A 19,844-nucleotide genomic window follows, 5' to 3' on the forward strand; every position below is an offset into this window, starting at 1 on the left:
GTCTCGTTGGCGCCACTGCCGTCTACTGAATCATGTTCAGTGCTGCGATCCGCCTCGGTGGTGAAGAAGAAGTCCACAGGGCGCCGCTTGTGGTTAGCTTTATCCCCCGTTGCTTTCCGCGCGGATTTACCACCCTGGACATTGGAGGCTGAAGTTGCCTGCGTTTCACGTGAAACCTCAGACGCCTTAGAGCGTCCAGTTGTGTTGCTTGCTATAGATTTCGCAGCGGGTGTACGCGCCTCACTCTTGGTTGCCTTCGCATCATCTTTGGTCGACGTGGGCTTACTCTGCGACGCCTGAGCGCTACCTGTCTTGGTCGTCGCAGATTTTGCCTTAGGGGTGGAAGACTTTTGTGTTGCTTGAGTCTTCGACTTTTTAGACCCGGTCTCGGCAGATGTAGCCGAGGACTGAGAAGATGCCTTCGTACGAGTCACGTCCTTCGCAGCCTCTGTACGAGTCTTGGCTTGTTGCTCTGTATCTTCGTTGTTCGCTGTAGTTTCGCTGGCGGATTGCTGCGGGGTGCTCGCCCCGATGAGTGCACCTAGTCCCCTACCGAGACCGCGCCTACGTGGTGTGGCCATCTAAACGCTCCTTCGCTCGCAACTAGTTTATCCGCTTTGGCGCTAATCGCGGCCTTGGATTCGGCAGGTTTCCCCGCAAGACATCTTTTCTGGTCAGTACAGTGAGCCGTGGGCTCCGCCTCATACGGATTCCATCCCTATTGGCGGCTAGTTTCATGCCTGGGTTTCACGTGAAACGGTCCAACGAGCACGTTTATCTCTCGCAGCGTTTCGTGTACTTACAGGACAAATGTAATGTGCCGGGACATCGTTCCGCTTAGCGCGGTTAACAAAGGCGGCCCGGCAACGTACTTGCAGTCTTGCGGATCCCGGTTCTCCAGGACGACTTTGCTGCCGCTGCGGCTGATGTACGCCGGTGTTGTCGTTCCTCCTTGACACCGGGATAGGCGCGTTTTTATGCAACCTCTGTCTCGGCATGGGCTACGTCGGCGGACTAGTCCCACCCTCTCTCGCGGTGGGAACGATGTCGTAACAGATGGGTGAAGGATGTCGTGAAACATGGTTTGAAGGATGACGTGAGAGATACGTGAACAGGTTGAGGTGACTAGAGGCTCACAATGGCGTGAACCAAAGATTCTGGCAGGAAGTAGCCAAGAAGCTGCGTCTACTCTCACCTTGCGCCCGTCCTAACTGCATATGGTAAGTAGGCAGGGATCCCCTTCGTTGCAGGCGTCCCCGCATAGCTCTCTGAGGTCATGTGCGCGAGAACTGAGACGCCTTCAAACGCACAAGACCCTATTTCAGTTAGCGTTGCAACGCTGCAACAATTCGCCTTGTCGCTTACCTGCTAACCACTCTACTCCCTGCGTTTCACGTGAAACGGGCACTGGCATTCAGCATCACCGGGTTCTCATAACATCACCTAGTTGCCACGTTCCTGCGGAAACAAGAACTACGCTCCTGCCGTTACTGAAGAACGCCGGGCTTCAAGGACAGAAAGCCGAACAACCGGGAAGATTGTCTGCCTATTGTTCAGAAGCACTCACGCACACCGGAGCCTACTCACCTGGCTCAGCAGCTACGTGCATGGATCGTGCAGGTGGCAGGCGACCCTCCTACCCCACTGGCATCGTTTAGACCAGAGAACTAGTGCACATACGCAGTCAGCTAGTTAGACCAGAGCCATTCACCAGCTAGGCGGCATCTACCTCGACGAGTCAATGTCTCCAGTGACGCCCGGAGAATCCCTGCAGCATGTATCCGAAAGTCTAACTATCTACAGCTCTACCTCCGGCTCAGCTTCTGAACGCGTGAAAGCTAATAGAACTGACTCCACGCTGCAGCAAACCACTATGGATTCCGTCCGCTCCCCTGCCGGTTCGAAAGGTTCCGATCTGCGCCCATCGTATTGATGCGCCCGCCGCATTCAGAAGCACGTTGCATTCATGAGTCCGTCGTACTCGTAGACGCGTTGTATCCGTAGGTCCGCGTTTCACGTGAAACGCTCCGAAAGACTCGAATGGCCGAGAAGTGAGCCGAAATACGGAAATTGCGCCTTGGATACCCTTAGGGCAGGTCAGGTAAAAGGACTCGATCAAGGAATCCACTGTTGACAGCGGATCAACAGTGCACTCAAGTAAAAATGCTTTATTTGTTCAGAAGTTCCCGCGCAACGTTGATATATGCCAAGGCGCCAGTGGACGTCGGGTCATACGTCAGCACAGTCTGCTGGAAACTTGGCGCCTCTGAAATACGCACCGAACGTGGAATCACGGAATCTAGGGCCTGATCAGGGAAATGCCCCCGAACCTCTTCGGCAACCTGCGAGGACAAGTTGGTGCGGCCATCGTACATGGTCAACAAGATAGCGCTCACCGCAAGCTCAGGGTTCAGATGCTCACGGATCAACTCGATATTGCTCAACAGCTGGCTCAAACCCTCGAGTGCATAGTACTCACTCTGGATCGGGATCAGAACCTCACGCGCTGCAACGAAAGCGTTAACCGTCAACAGACCCAACGACGGCGGGCAGTCAATGAAAACGAAATCAAGACGAGGGAGGCCGTTGGCCTCACGGTACTCGGCGTAGTCCCGGATAGCTGTAGCCAACCGCACGTTACGGTCCTCAAGGGAGACCAACTCAATTTCGGCGCCAGCAAGATCGATCGTCGCAGGAGCAACAACCAAGTTGTCCACGTCAGGGCAATTCTGAACAACGTCAGACAAGGGTGTCCCCTCAATCAGGACGTCGTAGGTCGAGGGAACTTCAGAAGAGTGAGGAACATTCAACGCGGTGGAGGCGTTACCCTGGGGATCGTTATCGATCACCAGAACCTGCATGCCCTCTAAAGCAAGCGCGGCAGCCAGGTTCACGGTTGTGGTGGTTTTCCCTACCCCGCCCTTCTGGTTGCTCACCGTAATAACGCGGGTCGCTTCGGGACGCTTCATATCGCCTGCAGGAAAAGAGACCTCAGCGGCAGAATTCGAATCACCAGAAATATTGTCGCCGGCCTGATTATTATCGAGCATTCCTGCGCCTCTCATCCATAACCTTCAGAGTTCAACCTTATCGAGGATCAACCACGATCCGCACTACGGTTGACGGCTCGGCGAGCCATTCCTCACCCACAGTTTCAATCCGGACATCGCGGCCCTTATATTTCCGGATCACCTTCGCAGCCTTTTCAACCTCAGCCGCAGCCGAACGGCCCTTCAACGCGATCAGCTCCCCTCCCCCACGCATCAGAGGAAGAGTCAAAGGAACCAGCTGACGCATCGCAGTCACTGCGCGGGCCGTCACCACATCAACATCTAAGGTTTCGACCATCTGTTCGGCGCGAGCCTGAACCACATCGACTCGGTCGCTCAGGCCTAAGTCCTCGATCACTTCATCAAGCCACTGACAACGGCGCTGTAGCGGTTCAATCAAGACAAGAGTCAGGTCAGGGCGCGCTAGAGCCAAAACGATACCCGGCAATCCAGCGCCGGAACCGACGTCAGCAACCAGTGCGCCTTCGGGCATCACATCGGCCAAAGCAGCACAGTTGAGAACATGCCGCGACCACAGAATAGGGATCTCGCGTGGACCAAGCAGGCCACGCTCAATACCAGTGGAAGCCAGATGCCCCACGTATCTCTGAGCGAGCCCCGCGCGGTCACCAAAATAGTGTTCAACCGCGGGAAGCTCCTGCTCACTCGGTCGCGGTGCATCTTCAGGAGCTACCGCGATCTCCGAGGAATCAACCCGCGGGCCTTCCGGGCCAGTACCGGGACGGCGCTGCTCATCATCCTGTGGACGATGCTGCTCACCGTTGGTCTGTGGAGTCATTAGCTCGCGTCCTCAGCAGGGTGCACGACGACGTGGCGGCGGGTGCCTTCACCTTCAGATTCGGAAACAAGCCCAGCTTCCGCAATGACGTCGTGAACGATCTTGCGTTCATACGGGGTCATCGGTTCCAGGGATTCCGGCTCACCTGTCTCGTTGACGGCGTCGATAGCTTTCTTCGCGATGTCCTTGAGTTCTTCGGCGCGTTCCTTGCGGTAGCCGGCAATGTCTAGAACGAAACGTGAACGCTGGCCGGTGTGCGCCAGAACTGCCAGGCGGGTTAGTTCCTGCAGGGCGTCCAAGACCCGGCCGTCGCGGCCCACGAGTTCTTGAAGGTCCGCATCGTCATCTTCGGTTTCTACTGAAACGTAGACGCGTCCGCCACGAACCTCGATGTCGATGTCGCCATCCAAGTCAGCGATGTCCAGGAGTTCTTCGAGATAGTCAGCTGCGGCGTCGCCTTCTTCTTCCAGGCGCTGCATCGTGAGGGATTTACCGGTTTCACGCTCAGGCTGGGCATCATCCGAGGCGCGCTCGGCGTCATTCTCGGAGGTGACTTCGAGGTCCTGCAACTGTTCGTTATTCATCACTTACGCTTCCTCCGGTTCTTACGCTGCGGCTGGATACGCTGGCCACGCACGTGCGTCTGATTTGTTTTAGTGTTCTCTTCTTTTGCAGGTGCATCCTTCTGCCCGATGGGCGGAAGACCGCGTGCGGCGCGGCGGATGTTGAGTTCCTTTTCGGCAAGCGAACCAGGCGTCGGGTTGTGCTTGATAACCCACATCTGCTGGGCCAGAACCCACATGTTGGTTGCAGTCCAGTAAACCAGCAGACCCAGTGGGAAGTTAATACCACCGATACCGAAGACCACTGGCAGGAAGTACATCATCATGCGCTGTTGGCGTGCGAACTGGCCCTGCTGGGATTCCGGGGTCATGTTCTTGGTCATCAGCTGGCGCTGCGTGATGAACATGAGGGCGACCATCGCGATGATCAGGATGATCGCGACGATGATCACGGATGCCTTAGGTGAGCCGCTACCGAGCGTGCCAACAAAGGTGTCGGAGAGGCGGGCGCCGAAGATCGTGGCGTCGTGGAAGGAGCGGACTTTCTCTGCGGAGAGTGCCGCGATGTTTTCGTTGGCGTTAGCCGCGTGGGTCGAGCCATTCAGCACCTGGAAGAGCGCGAAGAAGAACGGCATCTGAATCAGCAACGGCATGCAGGACGCGAACATCGAGGTGTTGTGCTTCTTGAACAGTGCACGCTGTTCGGCAAGCATCGCCTGCTGTGACAGCTGGTCGCGTTTGCCTTTGTATTTCTGTTGGAGTTTCCGCAGTTCTGGCTGCACAACCTGCATTGCGCGCTGGGCGCGAATTTGGCGTGCGAACACAGGGATCAAAGCGGCGCGGACCGTGACCGTGACCAGCACGATCGCGAGAGTCCAGGTCCAGCCGGAGTCCCGGTCCATCCCAATCAGGGTGAAGAAGCTGTGGAACATGTCCATGAGGAAGGACATGACCCAGCGGAATGGGGTCAGAAGCCAGTTAAAGAAATTCATAAAGCGCCGCTTTGCTCCTTAGCCGCGGTGTGCGGCTGAGACGAATGCAGGGGATGGTTTAACACCATGATCTTCGGTGCCTTCGACTCTGGCCAAATCCGTTTGCCGGGTGGCACCGGGTCGATTCCCCCTTTGGTCCATGGGTGGCATCGAGCGATTCTCGATACGGTGAGCCACGAGCCTTTGATGGCGCCGTGGCTTGTTACTGCTTCTAGCCCGTAGGCGGAGCAGGTTGGATAGTAGGGGCACACATCTCCGTAGAGCGGGGAGATGGCAAGCCGCCAAAACTTGATGAAGCCGATGATGAGGTTGCGTGGGATGTCCACGATGTGGCGCCACCACGGTACTGCGGGTGCCTGGTTGTCAGGGACGATGGGTGCGGGACCCAGCTGCTCGGCGAGGCTGCGCTCATCATTGCGGCTGTGTAGTTCCGCTGAACTGTGTTGTTCAGCTAAGCCGCGCTGTTCAGCTGCTTTGTGCTGTCGGGTTGAGTTTGATTCCGTTGCGCGGGCAGGGTTGAGGTGGGTGTGTGGTGTGCGTCTATTTTTGTTGCGTGCCACTGATGTCCACCCCGATTCTGCGTAGTCCGTTGCGGAGGTCGGTGTTGAGGGTGTTGTAGTCTGCGTGAGCTGCGGCGGGTAGGCCACGTACCACCACGTCGTGGTTTGGGATGCCTTCTTTAATGATCTCCCATGCGCTGGCGCGTAGTCGACGCTTGACTAGGTTTCGTACTGCCGCGTTTCCTACTTTTCTGGAGACGATGAATCCAAAGCGTGGAACCGGGTTCTTGGTAGGTGTAGCGAAGACAACGACGTTCCGGCACCCTTTACGGGTACCGGAACGCATTACGTTTCGCAGTTCGTTGCCTTTGCGTACTCGATGTTGTTGTGGGAGCACGAAAACACCCGTTGTTGGGTTCGCTTGAGCTGGTCCGGTTACCGTGTGGTTCCGGACGCGGGCTCGAGCGGGTTAGGCAGAGAGGCTCTTGCGACCCTTGTTGCGGCGGGTCGAGAGGATTGCGCGGCCGGCGCGGGTGCGCATGCGCAGGCGGAAGCCGTGCTTCTTGCTGCGGCGGCGGTTATTCGGCTGGAAAGTCCGCTTGGTCACGTTGAACACTCCGAGACGTCAGTTAGGGCATCGCCCGCTGTGCCTGAGGGGTTATGCCTGAGGGATGTAACGGGATGGATGCGTTGTATCACGTTTACAACCGTGCTCTAACGAGGACTAACCGGGACGATGTTGTATCCGTTTGGCCAGTTCATTGTCAGGTTCGCGGGTGCACCTTTTGGGCACGCCGCAACGCACGGAACTGATCCAGTGTAGCCAGTTTGATTGTTGCGGGTCAAACCCGGGTTAGGTGAATCACGCTGATGTGCGCAGCTGCATGCACGAAACAGCTCAAATCACCTTAATTAGGCATTCTTTTCACACCCTGTTCACGAAAGTTATCCACAGCCTGGGGAGAACTCTGGGGATTACTTGCGTTTACAGTCCAAGTTATCCCCATTTTCCTGTGCATAAGTTCGTCAACCTGTGGTGGGTACGGGTACGGTAGTGCCGTTGGGGTCTATCTTTTGCACAGGCTGTACCGTAGTCTCAGCTGTGTGTTCGCTGTGTCGGCGCCGAGTCCTTTCTTGACTCCCCGCCTGATCGCACCGTTCACGTCATCTATGCGCTAACAGAAGGGAAACTGGGATGAGCACTCAGGACGCAACCGCCGATCAGTGGCGGAAAGTGGTCCAAGAGTTGCGTGCAGACCCGCGCGTTACACCCCGTCAGCGCGGCTACCTCGAATTAGCGCAACCACAGGGGCGTGTTGGAACCACGTTCCTGGTAGCTGTCCCTAACGAATTGACTCGCGACACTCTGCAAAGCGTGCTGAGTGAACCGCTCGATGATGCTCTGCGCACCGTTTTTGGTCAGGACATGCTGTGCGCTTTCTCAATCGATGCAACCATCGAAACCCGTGCTGACGATGCGGATACCTCAGTTGCGGAAAGCCCCGACCGCTACCGCGGCAACGAGGTCTCCCCCGCCAACGAGCTGCAAATCCTGGATCCACACCCCGTTTCTTCGAATGTCGATCCGCGCCGTCGGTTCGATCGCGGTGAATATGATGACCGCGGCGAGTATGCCGCAGCTGAGCGGCCGCGCGAGAACTTCAACCACCAGGAATTTGATAGCAACCGCTATCAGACAATTGCCCCTTACCCTCTTGAGCACGAGGACACATCGAGACAGCCGCACGATAACGGTGAATTCTTGCGTGCAGAAGCGGATGTGCAGCGTTTCCAACGCGCGGCTGAAAGGCTCGATGCGAGCCAGGGCGCGGCATCTGGCTCAGCCATGCTTCCGGTTGGCCGTGCCGTGCCGCAGCCCCCATCGACATCGGCGGAATTTGGGCGGCTGAACCCTAAATACGTTTTCGATTCGTTCGTGATCGGTTCATCGAACCGTTTCGCCCACGCCGCGGCCGTGGCTGTAGCGGAGGCGCCCGCTAAGGCATATAACCCACTTTTCATATACGGGGGTTCGGGGCTCGGTAAAACCCACTTGTTGCACGCCATCGGGCACTATGCACGCGATCTGTATCGCGGAATCCGGGTGCGCTACGTCAACTCGGAAGAGTTCACGAACGACTTCATCAACTCGATTCGTGATGACGAGGGCACCAGCTTCAAGGCGATGTACCGCAACGTAGACATCCTGCTGATTGACGACATCCAGTTCCTTGCGAACAAGGACGCAACTCAGGAAGAGTTCTTCCATACGTTCAACGCGTTGCACAACCACAACAAGCAGGTTGTGATCACCTCGGATTTGCCGCCCAAGCAACTCTCAGGCTTTGAAGACCGCATGCGTTCGCGCTTCGAGTGGGGTTTGACCACTGATATTCAGCCGCCTGAGCTGGAGACGCGTATCGCGATTCTGCGTAAGAAGGCTGAGGCTGAAGATCTTTCGGTGCCTCCCGAGGTTTTGGAAGCGATCGCCTCGCGAATCTCAACGAACATCCGTGAGCTTGAGGGCGCACTAATTCGCGTGACGGCATATGCCTCGTTGAACCAACAGCCCGCCACTTTAGAAGTGGCCGAACATGTGCTGAAGGACCTTGTCACGGATGAGGGCGCGCAAACGCTGACGCCTGAAACGATCATTCACACAACTGCCGAGTACTTCGGGTTCACAGTGGCTGAGCTCAATTCCAAGTCGCGTACCCGGGCTCTGGTTACCTCACGGCAGATCGCGATGTATCTGTTGCGTGAGCTGACAGAGATGTCGCTTCCGAAGATCGGTGAGTTGATGGGCGGACGCGACCACACAACTGTGATCCATGCTGAGCGCAAGATCCGTGAGCTGATGGCTGAGAGGCGCGAGATCTATAACCAGGTCACGGAACTGACCAATACGATGCGGCAGCAGCAGCGGGATTAACCCTGTAACTACGCGGTTAAATCCGAATATTTTGTAGTTATCCGCAAGAAATGTGCAAAGAGCTGTGGATAACTGTGGGTGACATGCCTTTCGCTTCGCATAGTCCTAGCTCACTCTTATATGCTTCACAGTGATGGGAATAATGCGTTAGAGTTCTCCACACTTTATCCACACTCAGTGGATAGCTGAATCATGCGGATCTGACGGGTTTTACACAAACTCCACAACGGTTACTACTCCTCCCACCTTTAAACATCTATCCAAATTACATTTTGTGATTCGACCGGCCCCGGCTCGAACTACACGCCCCTACAGGCTGATTTCTAAATCTCAGTGAACAAGTTATTTGAACCAGGTAGGCTAAACACGTGCCCTGTGTGACTTTTGAGCACAAGAGTGAATAAGGTCTTACTCTTGTGCTTGAATCTCATGCGCACCGAAAGCCTCGTATTTCGCATCGGAAGGTGAATCTGTGAAGATCAGCGTGGACCGTGATGTGCTCACTGAAGCCGTGACGTGGACTGCTCGAGCACTCGCTCCTCGTCCAGCGACCCCTGTACTTTCCGGTATTTTGATCACTGCCGCGGATAACACTCTGACGTTTGAGGCTTTTGACTACACGACTTCGGCACACCTTGACGTGGATGCCAACATCGAAACGGAAGGTTCGGTGCTTGTCTCTGGCAAGATGCTCGCCGACATCGCCCGTACTTTGCCTGCGGCTCCAGTGACTCTTGAACTTGAGAACGCTAAGCTCACGGTTTCGTGTGGCCGTTCCCGTTTCCACTTGGCCACCATGCCGGTTGATGAATACCCGAGCCTGCCTAAGATGCCCGATGTTCTTGGCACTGTTGATGGCACAGAATTCTCTCGGGCTGTTGCTCAGGTTTCGGTTGCTGCTGCTCGTGATGAAACCTTGCCGATCCTCACTGGCATCAAGGTTGAGTTTGAAGATGACACGATGACGCTATTGGCGACTGACCGCTATCGTCTTGCGATGCGTGAGTTGAATTGGAAGCCAGCTGGTTCGAGCGTTTCAACTTCGGCTCTCGTGAAGGCTAAGACCCTCTCGGATGTCGCTAAGACGTTAGGTTCTGCTGGTGAGCTCAGCATCTGCATGGAGGAAAACGGCGATATTGTCGGTTTCGTTTCGGGTTCGCGCCGCACCACTACGCTTTTGGTTGATGGTGATTACCCTAAGATTCGCTCTCTGTTCCCGGAGGAATCGCTTATTCACGCATCGGTTTCTACTCCTGAGCTGATTGAGGCCGTTCGCCGTGTTTCGATTGTGGCTGAGCGAAACACCCCTGTGCGTTTGCAATTCACTGATGCCCAGGTCGCGCTCGATGCGGGAACGGGTGAAGAAGCCCAAGCTGAAGAAGCCATCGAAAGCCAGCTCAACGGCGATGAGATCACGGTCGCGTTCAACCCTCCGTTCTTGTCCGAGGGTTTGTCTGCTTTTGACACTGAGAATGTTCAGTTTGCGTTCACTACCGCGCCGAAGCCTGCGATGTTGACCGCGCTTGATCAGGAAACCGGCCAGCCGGATATGTCTTTCCGCTATTTGGTGATGCCGGTGCGTCTGCCTAACGCGTGATGTTTGGGTGTATCTGACGCATCTTTCGCTGCACGATTTCCGTACGTATCAGCATCTCGAGTTGCCTTTGAGCCCTGGCACTACTGTTTTGGTGGGGCCCAATGGTGTGGGTAAAACCAACATTGTTGAGGCAATCGGCTATTTGGCTACACAGGATTCTCACCGTGTGAGCCAGGATGCACCGCTGGTGCGTTTCGGTGCGGAGCGCGCGTTGATCGCGGGCCAGGTTAACCGCGGGGACCGCCTGACGCGTGTTGAAGTTGAGATTAATCCGCGGCGGCGGAACCGGGCACGGGTCAATCGCGCTGATTTTTCGCGAGCTCGTGAGGCTTTAGGCATTCTCCGTTCGATCCTGTTTGTCCCTGAAGATCTGGAGCTGGTCAAGGGCGAGCCGGAGGTTCGGCGCCGTTTCCTTGATGATCTTGTGGTGCAGCTTCGGCCGGATCAGGCCGCGGTGCGCAACGAATTTGACCGGGTATTGCGTCAACGCAACGCACTTTTGAAGTCGGCTCGCGCATCGGGCGGTTTCACTGAAGCCCACGAGGCCACTCTTGATGTGTGGGATATGCATTTCGCGCAAGCTGCGGCACCGCTTATGCGGAACCGGATTCATGTGGCGAAATTGTTGGCTCCGCATGTTGCCCAGGCTTATTCGGAGCTGACGAATGGGGCTAAGGCGGCTACGTTGCGTTATTTCACGACAGTGGTTGATGAGGCGGAAACGCTGGGTTCGGTTGATGGCCCGGTCGCGGAGCAGACGTTGTTGACCCCTGATATGGTGCACATCACTGATGTGGTGAGCCAAGCGTTGGAGGCTTCCCGCGCCCGTGATATTGAGCGTGCCACGACAACGGTTGGTCCGCATCGTGATGATGTGATGTTGGGGCTTGGGTCCGCGCCGGCTAAGGGTTTTGCCTCTCACGGGGAGACGTGGTCGTTGGCGCTGGCCTTGCGGTTGGCGGCGTTTCGGGTTCTGATGGAGGATGACCCTTCCGAAGCGGCGCGTCCTGTATTGATTCTGGACGATGTGTTCGCTGAGTTGGATGAGTTCCGGCGGCAGCGTCTGGTGGCGGCGCTGGCGGATGCCGAGCAGGTTGTGGTTACTGCCGCGGTGGGTAGCGAGATTCCTCAAGGGTTGGATGCCACGGTGGTGCGTGTTTCGCCTGGGGAGGTGATGATCGATGACGCCACAAACGCCTGAGCCGCGCCCTGAAGAGGACAGTTTTGAAACGCAGGGTTGTGATTTTGAAACGCAGGGTTGTGATTTTGAAACGCAGGGTTGTGATGCGCAGCCGAATGAGGCTGAGGCGTTCGAAGCTGAACTTGAGGGGCTTGATGCTTTGGTGGATGATGCCCCGGCGGTGGTTTTGGCTCGCGCGCGGAAGCTTGCTTTGTCCCGAGGTGATGTGCGCCGTGATGCGGCGATGGTTCAGCGCGCTAAGCAGAAGGCGCGGGCCCGTAAGAGCCGTAAGCAGAAGTGGGATGATCCTGATGCTGGCGGGCGTGATCCGGTGGGTTTGGGTGAGCTGCTGGAGCGGATGATGCGTTCGCGGGGCTGGGCTGAACCGGTTGCGGTGGGTTCTGTTTTGGCTCGGTGGCCTGAGATTGTGGGGCCGCAGGTTGCCGCGCACGCGGTTGCTGAGTCTTTTGAGGATTCGGTTGTGGTGGTTCGGTGTTCTTCTACTGCGTGGGCTACGAATCTGCAGCTGATGCAGCATGATTTGTTGAAGCGTTTGGATGCTGCGGTGGGTCATGGCGTGGTGACGCGGATCAAGGCTTTGGGGCCGGCGGCGCCTTCGTGGCGTAAGGGGCCGCGGTCTGCTCCGGGCGGGCGGGGCCCGCGGGACACATACGGGTGAGGCACGCGAGGCATCGTGTGTTTCGCACCCGGCGCATCGTTCCCACCACTGCCCTTCCGAACCCCGCATTCTGAGCCTTGTATTGCGTACTCCGCATCCCGCTCGATCGGTTCTGAGGGGATGGGAGGGCCGGAGGGGATGCCCTACATATATGGGGATGCATCGTGTCTAAGGGGCGTTTACGGGCCTGCTAACGCGACGAACGTACTTATTCCGCGCTAGAATGGATCTAAATTGGCGTTTTTGTGTGCCCGCGTGCTTGTTGTTGTGCGTGTGGTGCAGGCGCCCGCTGTAGATGATTGAAGAACTGGGAGTACCGTGGCGGAGGATATCCAGCCGGAGAACGGCGTTTCGGAACACCATGAGGGGTCTGGGGATCAGACTCATGGTGAGACACATGAGGGCACCGGCCATGTCGGCAACCATAAGGTGACTGAGGAATACGGTGCGTCTGCGATTACGGTGCTTGAGGGGCTTGAGGCTGTCCGGAAGCGCCCGGGTATGTACATCGGTTCGACCGGCCCGCGTGGTTTGCATCACCTCGTGTATGAGGTGGTTGATAACTCGGTCGATGAGGCGTTGGCCGGGTATGCGGACACGATCCGGGTGACCCTGCAGGACGATGGTGGCGTCCGTGTTGAGGATAACGGCCGCGGTATCCCGGTGGATATGCACCCGACGGAGGGCCGCCCGACCGTTGAGGTCGTGATGACCATTTTGCATGCTGGCGGTAAGTTCGGCGGCGGCGGTTATGCGGTTTCGGGTGGTTTGCACGGTGTTGGTATTTCGGTTGTGAACGCGCTTTCGCGCCGCATTGACACGTGTGTTAAGCGTCAGGGTTACGAGTGGAATGTGACGTTTGAGAACGGCGGCCACGTTGTGGGTGAGGGGCTCACGCGTGGTGCTGCGACTGATGAGACGGGCACGATCCAGACGTTCTATCCGGATCCGGAGATTTTCGAATCGGTTGAGTTCGATTTTGAGACCCTACGTGCGCGCTTGCAGCAGATGGCGTTTCTGAATAAGGGTTTGCGCATCGTTTTGACTGATGAGCGCAGTCTTGATGATGCCGGTGATGAGGTTGTTGATGAGGCCGATGCGGACGCAGGCGAGGCTGTGTCGAAGCCGCAGCATCGCACGGTGGATTATAAGTATGACGAGGGCTTGCTTGATTACGTCAAGTTCCTGAACGCGTCGAAGAAGGCTGAGCTGATCCATGAGGATGTGATCGCTTTTGAGGCCGAGGATACTGACCGGAAGATTTCGGTTGAGATCGCGATGCAGTGGACTTCGGCGTATTCGGAGTCGGTGCACACGTATGCGAACACGATTAACACTCATGAGGGTGGTACTCATGAGGAGGGTTTCCGTGCCGCGTTGACCTCGTTGATCAACCGTTATGCGCGTGAGAACAACCTTCTGAAGGAGAAGGATGAGAATCTCACGGGTGACGATATCCGTGAGGGTCTCACCGCGGTGGTTTCGGTCAAGCTGGGTGAGCCGCAGTTTGAGGGTCAGACCAAGACGAAGCTGGGTAACTCGATTGCGCGTGGTTTTGTGCAGGGTGTTATCCACGACGGTTTGGGTGACTGGCTGGAGCGTAACCCGATGCCGGCGCGGGATGTGATCCGGAAGGCTATGCTTTCGGCGCAGGCTCGCATGGCTGCGCGGAAGGCTCGTGATCAGGCTCGGCGTAAGTCTCCGTTGGAGACGTTCGGTATGCCGGGTAAGTTGTCGGATTGCTCGTCGAAGAACCCAACAGAGTGCGAGATCTACATTGTTGAGGGTGACTCCGCGGGTGGTTCGGCTAAGCGTGGCCGTGATCCGCGGACTCAGGCGATTTTGCCGTTGCGCGGCAAGATCCTCAACGTTGAGCGTGCGCGTCTGGATAAGGCGCTGGCTAACCGTGAGGTTCAGTCGATGATTACCGCGTTCGGTACGAACATCGGTGAAGAGTTCGATATTGAGAAGCTGCGGTATCACAAGATTGTTCTGATGGCGGATGCGGATGTTGACGGTCAGCACATCACCACGTTGTTGTTGACGGTTCTGTTCCGGTTCATGCGTCCGCTGATTGAACACGGCTATGTGTATTTGGCGCAGCCGCCGCTGTACCGCATCAAGTGGTCGAATGCCCCGCACGATTATGTGTTCTCTGACGCTGAGCGTGATGAGGCGTTGGAGAAGGGCCGGGCTGCTGGCCAGCGTTTGCCTAAGGATAATGCGATCCAGCGTTATAAGGGTTTGGGCGAGATGGATTATTCGGAGTTGTGGGATACGACCATGAATCCGGAGTTCCGTACGTTGAAGCAGGTCACGATGGATGATGCTGCGGCTGTGGATCAGGTGTTTTCTGTTCTGATGGGTGAGGACGTTGAGTCTCGCCGTGAGTTCATTCAGCAGAATGCCCGTGATGTGAGGTTCCTGGATATTTAGGTTCGTCAGGGTGCGCAGCGTTTCACGGTGTGGATCGAGTACGTGGATCTGACGGTGGCGCTGTTGCTGAGGAAGACTTTTGGATTTTGAGGCTAAGGAAGAAGCTGTAATTCGATGAGTGAGAACAACACTCCTGATCCGGATGTGAACGCTGAGGGCGCTGAGGAGTCTTTGGCTCCCGCGGTGGTTGCTGGTGACCGTGTTTCGCAGGTTGATCTGCAGACTGAGATGCAGCAGTCGTATCTGGATTATGCGATGGCTGTCATTGTTGGCCGTGCGTTGCCGGATGTTCGTGATGGTTTGAAGCCGGTGCATCGTCGTGTGATTTATGCGATGTATGACGGCGGGTATCGGCCGGATCGCGGGTTCAATAAGTGTGCCCGTGTTGTTGGTGAGGTGATGGGTCACTTCCACCCGCACGGTGATTCGGCGATTTATGACACGTTGGTGCGTCTGACTCAGGATTGGGTCATGCGGTACCCGTTGGCTACGGGCCAGGGTAACTTCGGTTCTCCGGGTAACGATGGCGCTGCGGCTCCTCGTTATACGGAGACGAAGATGGCTCCGTTGGCTATGGAGATGGTTCGGGATATCCACGAGGACACCGTGGATTTCATGCCGAACTATGACGGCAAGAATCAGGAGCCGACTGTTTTGCCGGCTCGTTTCCCGAACCTGTTGGCGAACGGTTCGGCTGGTATCGCCGTTGGTATGGCAACGAATATTCCTCCGCATAATATGCGTGAGCTTGCCGATGGTGTGCAGTGGGCTCTGCAACATCCGGATGCGAGCCGTGAGGAGTTGCTTGAGGCGCTGATGCAGCGCATTCAGGGCCCGGACTTCCCTACGGGTGCCCGTATTTTGGGGCGTAAGGGTATTGAGGATATGTACCGCACTGGTCGCGGTTCTATCCCGATGCGTGCGGTGGTTAATGTCGAGGAGATCGACGGCCGTACGTGCTTGGTTGTGACTGAGCTTCCGTATCAGGCGAATCCGGATAATTTGGCGATCAAGATCGCTGATCTTGTGAAGGACCACAAGATTCAGGGCATCGCGGACTTGCGGGATGAGACCTCGGGCCGTACTGGTCAGCGTCTGGTGATTGTCCTGAAGCGGGACGCTGTCCCGAAGGTTGTATTGAACAACCTGTATAAGCACACGGAGCTGCAGCAGAATTTCTCGGCGAACATGTTGGCGCTCGTGGACGGTGTTCCGCGCACACTTTCGCTGGATGCGTTCATTATTCACTGGATTAATCACCAGATCGATGTGATTGTCCGCCGCACTAAGCATCGTTTGAAGAAGGCCAAGGCTTTGGCGCATATTCAGGTTGCTTTGTTGATGGCGCTGGATGTGCTCGATGACGTGATTGCGTTGATCCGTAAGTCACCGACTGTTGATGAGTCGCGTGAGGGTTTGAAGAAGCTCTTGGGGATCGATGATGATCAGGCGAACGCGATTCTGGATATGCAGTTGCGCCGGCTGGCTGCGTTGGAGCGTCAGAAGATCCAGGACACGTATGACGCGTTGATGGAGGAGATCGCGGGTTATGAGCGGATCCTTGCTTCTGAGACGTTGCAGCGTGAGGTGATTTCTGAGGAGCTCACGGATATTGTGGAGCGTTTCGGTGATGACCGCCGCACTGAGATTGTGCGTGGCTATGACGGGGATATGTCTGTTGAGGATTTGATCCCTGTTGAGGAAATGGTTGTCACGATCACTCAGGGTGGCTACGTCAAGCGGACGCGTTCTGATAATTATCGGGCGCAGAACCGTGGCGGTAAGGGCATTCGTGGCGCGCAGTTGCGTGGCCAGGATGTTGTGGAGCATTTCTTTGTGACCACGACCCACCATTGGATTGCGTTCTTCACGAACTTCGGCCGCGTCTATCGCTTGAAGTGTTACGAGTTGGCGGAGGCTGCGCGCGATGCGCGGGGGCAGCATGTGGCGAATGTGTTGGCTTTCCAGCCTGGCGAGCAGATTCAGCAGGTTTTGGCGCTGGAGAATTATGAGCAGTCGCCGTATCTGGTGTTGGCTACCCGTAATGGTTTGGTTAAGAAGACTCGTTTGGAGGAGTACGACACGAACCGTACGGCCGGTGTGATCGCGGTGAATCTGCGTGAGGGTGATGAGCTTGTTTCGGCTGGTTTGGCCAGCGAGCATGATGATCTGATGCTGGTTTCGAAGAAGGGTATGTCGGTTCGTTTCACGGCTACTGATGACGCTCTTCGCCCGATGGGTCGCGCGACGTCTGGTGTTACGGGTATGAAGTTCCGCGCAGGCGATGAACTGTTGGGTATGAGTGTTGTTCGTGACGATGAGGCTTCGTTTGTCTTCACTGTCACGGATAGCGGTTATGCCAAGCGCAGCCCGGTATCGGATTACCGTGTTCAGGGTCGTGGCGGCCTCGGGATTAAGGTTGCGAATCTGCCTGAGGATCGTGGCGAGCTGGTTGGTTTCAAGGTTGTTCAGGAAGATGACGAGATTCTGGTTGTGATGCAGTCGGGCAAGGTTGTCCGTACAGCTGTGAACCAGGTTTCGCCTACTGGCCGTGACACGATGGGCGTGATTTTCGCTAAGCCGGACAAGAAGGATCACATTCTTGCGGTTGCGAAGAACGCTAATCATGACTTGGAAGCTGCCGGTGAGGAAGCCGGCGATGACGAGACTGATACTTCAGGTGTAGACGCTGAGGGTACCGAAGCGGGTACAGTTGCTGAAGTGCAGATAGATGATCAGGGCGAGGGCGCTGATTCTGAGCCAACTGACGGAGGAGACGAGTGAGTACCTCAAAGAATCCTGGTGCGCAGCGGCCTAACGCGTCGTCTGGGAAGGGCCGTGGCCCGGCCCCGCAAACGGTGAGTTCGCAGGGGAAGGCTCGTCCGGCGTCGTCGGGGGCTCGCCCAGCTAATGCGCGTGGCAGTAACCCTACCCTGGTGCGCCCTGCGCCTAAGGCGAAGGTGCGTAAGGCACGCCTCATGGTGTCCAAGGTGGACATTTGGAGCGTTTTGAAGCTTGCGTTCTTGTTGTCTGTGGCTTTGGGTGTGGTCACGGTTGTTGCGACTGTGGTGCTCTGGGCTATCTTCGACGTCGCTGGTGTTCTTGACCAGATCAACAACTTCTTGGGCACGATTATGGGTGAAGGCAAGAAGTTTGATGTCAAGGATTATGTGTCGATGGGTAACGTCACGAGCTTCTCGGTGATCATCGCGGTAGTCAACGTGATTCTGTTGACGGTGCTTTCGATGGTGGCTGCCGTGATCTATAACTTGTCGGCTTCCCTTGTTGGCGGAATTACGGTAACGTTAACTGACGACTAGACGCCTGCAGTGACGTTGGCGGTCTCGTCCGGTTTACGTGAGTTTCACATCACATCACGTTTGATTTGGAACTTAGAAAGAAACCAGGTAGAGTCTTTCAACGTTGCTCCTGCTAAGGAAACAAAACGAATGAGAACTGAATACTGAATCTCTTGAAAATTGAGAGATGCAAAGTTGAAGTTTAGATTTCGTTTCGATTTTGTTCAAGAAGGTTCTAGGAATAGAATCGACTGAGGAAAGATTCCTTAGCGGAATTCCGTAGCAAAACTCCTCACGGAGTGAGAGACGGAAATGGTGCGGGCGTATAGCTCAGACGGTTAGAGCGCATCGCTGATAACGATGAGGTCCCTGGTTCAATTCCAGGTACGCCCACCATGGGGGATTGGCGCAATTGGTAGCGCATCTGCTTTGCAAGCAGAGGGTTAGGGGTTCGAGTCCCCTATCCTCCACAAAGTGAAGGTCCGGATGATCGAAAGGTCAGCCGGACCTTCGTCATTTAACTCACGGCCACTGCGCAACCAGGCTGCGGGACAGCCCTATGCCCCGCGCGGCCCCTTTTGACCCTTAACCCTGGTTGCCTGTGGAGCCTTAGGCGCAGACTGATGGGCCGGTGGCTCAGGAGGGCCTCAGGGGAAGGGCCTGAGCGCCTTGACGCCCCGTGGGCCTGTTGACGCCCTTGTGAGGGCCGTTAAAGGAAGCGAGGCATAAAGAGAGCGCCCCCTCACCAACGTGTGGTGAGGGGGCGCTCTCGCGTCTTTGAGCTCGCTGTCTGCGAGCGGGAACGCTTACTTGTTCAGTGGGTTATCCGAACCGGTGCTTGCGTTCTTCAGCGGCTTCTCCGCAGCCGGCTTCTCAGCAACTGGCTTATCGGCTGCGCGGCGGCCGGACTGCTTAGGCTTCTCGCCAGTGACCTTCTCCTTGACGTCTGCAGCCTTGTCCTTGGCGGCGTCAACTGCGGTGCCAGCGGCGTCCTTAGCCTTGCCAGCAGCCTCCTTGACGGCGTGCTTAGCGTCGTCGCTGGCTACCTTGTCTTTGACGTCTGCAGCTTTGTCCTTAGCGGCATCGACACCGGTCTTAGCGGCGTCCTTAGCCTTCTCCACAGTGGACTCCTTCTCGGAAGCTGGCTTCGAAGCCAAGGTCGGGGCCTTCTCCTGAGGAGCAGGGTTCTTCCAAGGGTCCTCGACTGGACGGGATGCACGCCAAGCAGCAACAGCGGCAGCACCAATCGCTGCGAAGAGGACGAACAAGAAGAACTTCTTGCCGCCGGACTTCTTCTGCTTCTTACGCTCCTTAGCGGCTGCCTTACGAGCCGCCTCGGCCGCCTGCTTAGCCTGCTTCTTCAACTGACGCTTGGACATCTTCTTGCCCTTCTTCGCTTTCTTAGCGGACTTTTCCAACTCTGCACGGCCAGCGTTAGCTCCAGCCTGAGCCTGGGCTGCCAGCTCGGAAGCTTTAGTCTTAGCGTTCGTAAAGGTCTCGCTAGCGGTTTCTTGCGCGCGGGAGGCGAAATCCTTAGCTGCGGGGACGACGTCGTCCTGAACCTTTTCCATCATGTCTGCTGCCTTCTCCTTAGCGGTGTTCAAACCATCGGCAATAACCGGGGAAACCTGCTCATAACCGTGAGCAAGCGCTTCGGTGGCCGCATGGAGCTTAGGAGCAGCCCAATCGCGTACATTCTCGACAGTGCTGGCAATTGCGCCTTCTGTCTTCTTAACTGAACGGTCTTTCATGACTGCTCTCCTGTTTTAGTTGTTCGTCCACACATGAGTAGACGTTGTTCCATACATTTACCCTAG

General features: G+C 56.3%; 15 protein-coding genes, 2 tRNA genes and 1 pseudogene. 9 read left to right on the top strand and 9 right to left on the bottom strand.

The window, feature by feature from the left end; genetic code table 11:
- The 8 genes and pseudogenes from MHJ63_RS06925 to rpmH all read right to left on the bottom strand — a co-directional run.
- Positions 1–581, bottom strand: a pseudogene (locus tag MHJ63_RS06925) (hypothetical protein); the annotation flags it as partial.
- A 1,587-nt stretch (positions 582–2,168) separates the two neighbouring features.
- Positions 2,169–2,969 carry a ParA family protein gene (locus MHJ63_RS06930; RefSeq protein ID WP_070491389.1) on the bottom strand — a complete coding sequence of 267 codons (801 nt, stop codon included), beginning with the start codon at positions 2,967–2,969 and terminating at the stop codon, positions 2,169–2,171.
- Between the two features lie 118 nt (positions 2,970–3,087).
- The gene (gene rsmG / locus MHJ63_RS06935; RefSeq protein WP_083285470.1) at positions 3,088–3,849 is read right to left on the bottom strand and encodes a 16S rRNA (guanine(527)-N(7))-methyltransferase RsmG; all 762 of its coding nucleotides are present in this window, start codon (positions 3,847–3,849) and stop codon (positions 3,088–3,090) included.
- Positions 3,849–4,433: a Jag family protein gene (locus MHJ63_RS06940; protein WP_035755738.1), complete on the bottom strand. Its 585-nt coding sequence runs from the start codon at positions 4,431–4,433 to the stop codon at positions 3,849–3,851. Before MHJ63_RS06940 ends, rsmG begins: the two co-directional genes overlap by 1 nt.
- The gene (gene yidC / locus MHJ63_RS06945; RefSeq protein WP_035755736.1) at positions 4,433–5,404 is read right to left on the bottom strand and encodes a membrane protein insertase YidC; all 972 of its coding nucleotides are present in this window, start codon (positions 5,402–5,404) and stop codon (positions 4,433–4,435) included. The genes MHJ63_RS06940 and yidC overlap by 1 nt, the downstream gene beginning before the upstream one ends.
- Complete coding sequence (gene yidD, locus MHJ63_RS06950; RefSeq protein ID WP_239446747.1) at positions 5,401–5,964, bottom strand: membrane protein insertion efficiency factor YidD; 564 nt, start codon at positions 5,962–5,964, stop codon at positions 5,401–5,403. The genes yidC and yidD overlap by 4 nt, the downstream gene beginning before the upstream one ends.
- The gene (rnpA, locus tag MHJ63_RS06955) at positions 5,945–6,301 is read right to left on the bottom strand and encodes a ribonuclease P protein component (protein WP_084590390.1); all 357 of its coding nucleotides are present in this window, start codon (positions 6,299–6,301) and stop codon (positions 5,945–5,947) included. The genes yidD and rnpA overlap by 20 nt, the downstream gene beginning before the upstream one ends.
- Before the next feature lie 72 nt (positions 6,302–6,373).
- Positions 6,374–6,511 carry a 50S ribosomal protein L34 gene (rpmH, locus tag MHJ63_RS06960; protein ID WP_035755734.1) on the bottom strand — a complete coding sequence of 46 codons (138 nt, stop codon included), beginning with the start codon at positions 6,509–6,511 and terminating at the stop codon, positions 6,374–6,376.
- A 588-nt stretch (positions 6,512–7,099) separates the two neighbouring features.
- Between rpmH and dnaA the strand changes: the two genes are divergently transcribed.
- The 9 genes from dnaA (at position 7,100) to MHJ63_RS07005 (ending at position 18,497) form a co-directional block, all read left to right on the top strand.
- The gene (dnaA, locus tag MHJ63_RS06965) at positions 7,100–8,836 is read left to right on the top strand and encodes a chromosomal replication initiator protein DnaA (RefSeq protein WP_035755733.1); all 1,737 of its coding nucleotides are present in this window, start codon (positions 7,100–7,102) and stop codon (positions 8,834–8,836) included.
- A gap of 472 nt (positions 8,837–9,308) precedes the next feature.
- Positions 9,309–10,433 carry a DNA polymerase III subunit beta gene (gene dnaN / locus MHJ63_RS06970; protein ID WP_035755732.1) on the top strand — a complete coding sequence of 375 codons (1,125 nt, stop codon included), beginning with the start codon at positions 9,309–9,311 and terminating at the stop codon, positions 10,431–10,433.
- A gap of 7 nt (positions 10,434–10,440) precedes the next feature.
- The gene (recF, locus tag MHJ63_RS06975; RefSeq protein WP_239446748.1) at positions 10,441–11,634 is read left to right on the top strand and encodes a DNA replication/repair protein RecF; all 1,194 of its coding nucleotides are present in this window, start codon (positions 10,441–10,443) and stop codon (positions 11,632–11,634) included.
- The gene (locus MHJ63_RS06980) at positions 11,615–12,292 is read left to right on the top strand and encodes a DciA family protein (RefSeq protein ID WP_084590389.1); all 678 of its coding nucleotides are present in this window, start codon (positions 11,615–11,617) and stop codon (positions 12,290–12,292) included. Before recF ends, MHJ63_RS06980 begins: the two co-directional genes overlap by 20 nt.
- Positions 12,293–12,721: 429 nt before the next feature.
- Positions 12,722–14,728: a DNA topoisomerase (ATP-hydrolyzing) subunit B gene (gyrB, locus tag MHJ63_RS06985; protein ID WP_239446780.1), complete on the top strand. Its 2,007-nt coding sequence runs from the start codon at positions 12,722–12,724 to the stop codon at positions 14,726–14,728.
- 114 nt (positions 14,729–14,842) lie between these two features.
- Entirely contained in the window at positions 14,843–17,512 is a 2,670-nt protein-coding gene (gyrA, locus tag MHJ63_RS06990) for a DNA gyrase subunit A (protein WP_239446749.1), read from the top strand.
- Entirely contained in the window at positions 17,509–18,048 is a 540-nt protein-coding gene (locus MHJ63_RS06995; protein ID WP_239446750.1) for a DUF3566 domain-containing protein, read from the top strand. Before gyrA ends, MHJ63_RS06995 begins: the two co-directional genes overlap by 4 nt.
- 298 nt (positions 18,049–18,346) lie before the next feature.
- A tRNA-Ile gene (locus tag MHJ63_RS07000) sits at positions 18,347–18,423 on the top strand.
- A gap of 1 nt (position 18,424) precedes the next feature.
- Positions 18,425–18,497: transfer RNA gene (locus MHJ63_RS07005), tRNA-Ala, on the top strand.
- 336 nt (positions 18,498–18,833) lie between these two features.
- On the opposite strand, the gene MHJ63_RS07010 is transcribed toward MHJ63_RS07005, so the two are convergent.
- Positions 18,834–19,778: a hypothetical protein gene (locus tag MHJ63_RS07010; RefSeq protein ID WP_052048439.1), complete on the bottom strand. Its 945-nt coding sequence runs from the start codon at positions 19,776–19,778 to the stop codon at positions 18,834–18,836.
- Positions 19,779–19,844 lie beyond the last annotated feature (66 nt).

The sequence above is a fragment of the Pseudoglutamicibacter albus genome, from assembly GCF_022346425.1.
Lineage (GTDB): Bacteria > Actinomycetota > Actinomycetes > Actinomycetales > Micrococcaceae > Pseudoglutamicibacter > Pseudoglutamicibacter albus.

Coding starts and splice junctions, on each gene's coding strand:
- MHJ63_RS06930 (WP_070491389.1), bottom strand. CDS start 2,969: ATGAAGCGTCCCGAAGCGACCCGCGTTATTACGGTGAGCAACCAGAAG.
- rsmG (WP_083285470.1), bottom strand. CDS start 3,849: ATGACTCCACAGACCAACGGTGAGCAGCATCGTCCACAGGATGATGAG.
- MHJ63_RS06940 (WP_035755738.1), bottom strand. CDS start 4,433: ATGAATAACGAACAGTTGCAGGACCTCGAAGTCACCTCCGAGAATGAC.
- yidC (WP_035755736.1), bottom strand. CDS start 5,404: ATGAATTTCTTTAACTGGCTTCTGACCCCATTCCGCTGGGTCATGTCC.
- dnaA (WP_035755733.1), top strand. CDS start 7,100: ATGAGCACTCAGGACGCAACCGCCGATCAGTGGCGGAAAGTGGTCCAA.
- MHJ63_RS06980 (WP_084590389.1), top strand. CDS start 11,615: ATGACGCCACAAACGCCTGAGCCGCGCCCTGAAGAGGACAGTTTTGAA.
- gyrA (WP_239446749.1), top strand. CDS start 14,843: ATGAGTGAGAACAACACTCCTGATCCGGATGTGAACGCTGAGGGCGCT.
- MHJ63_RS07010 (WP_052048439.1), bottom strand. CDS start 19,778: ATGAAAGACCGTTCAGTTAAGAAGACAGAAGGCGCAATTGCCAGCACT.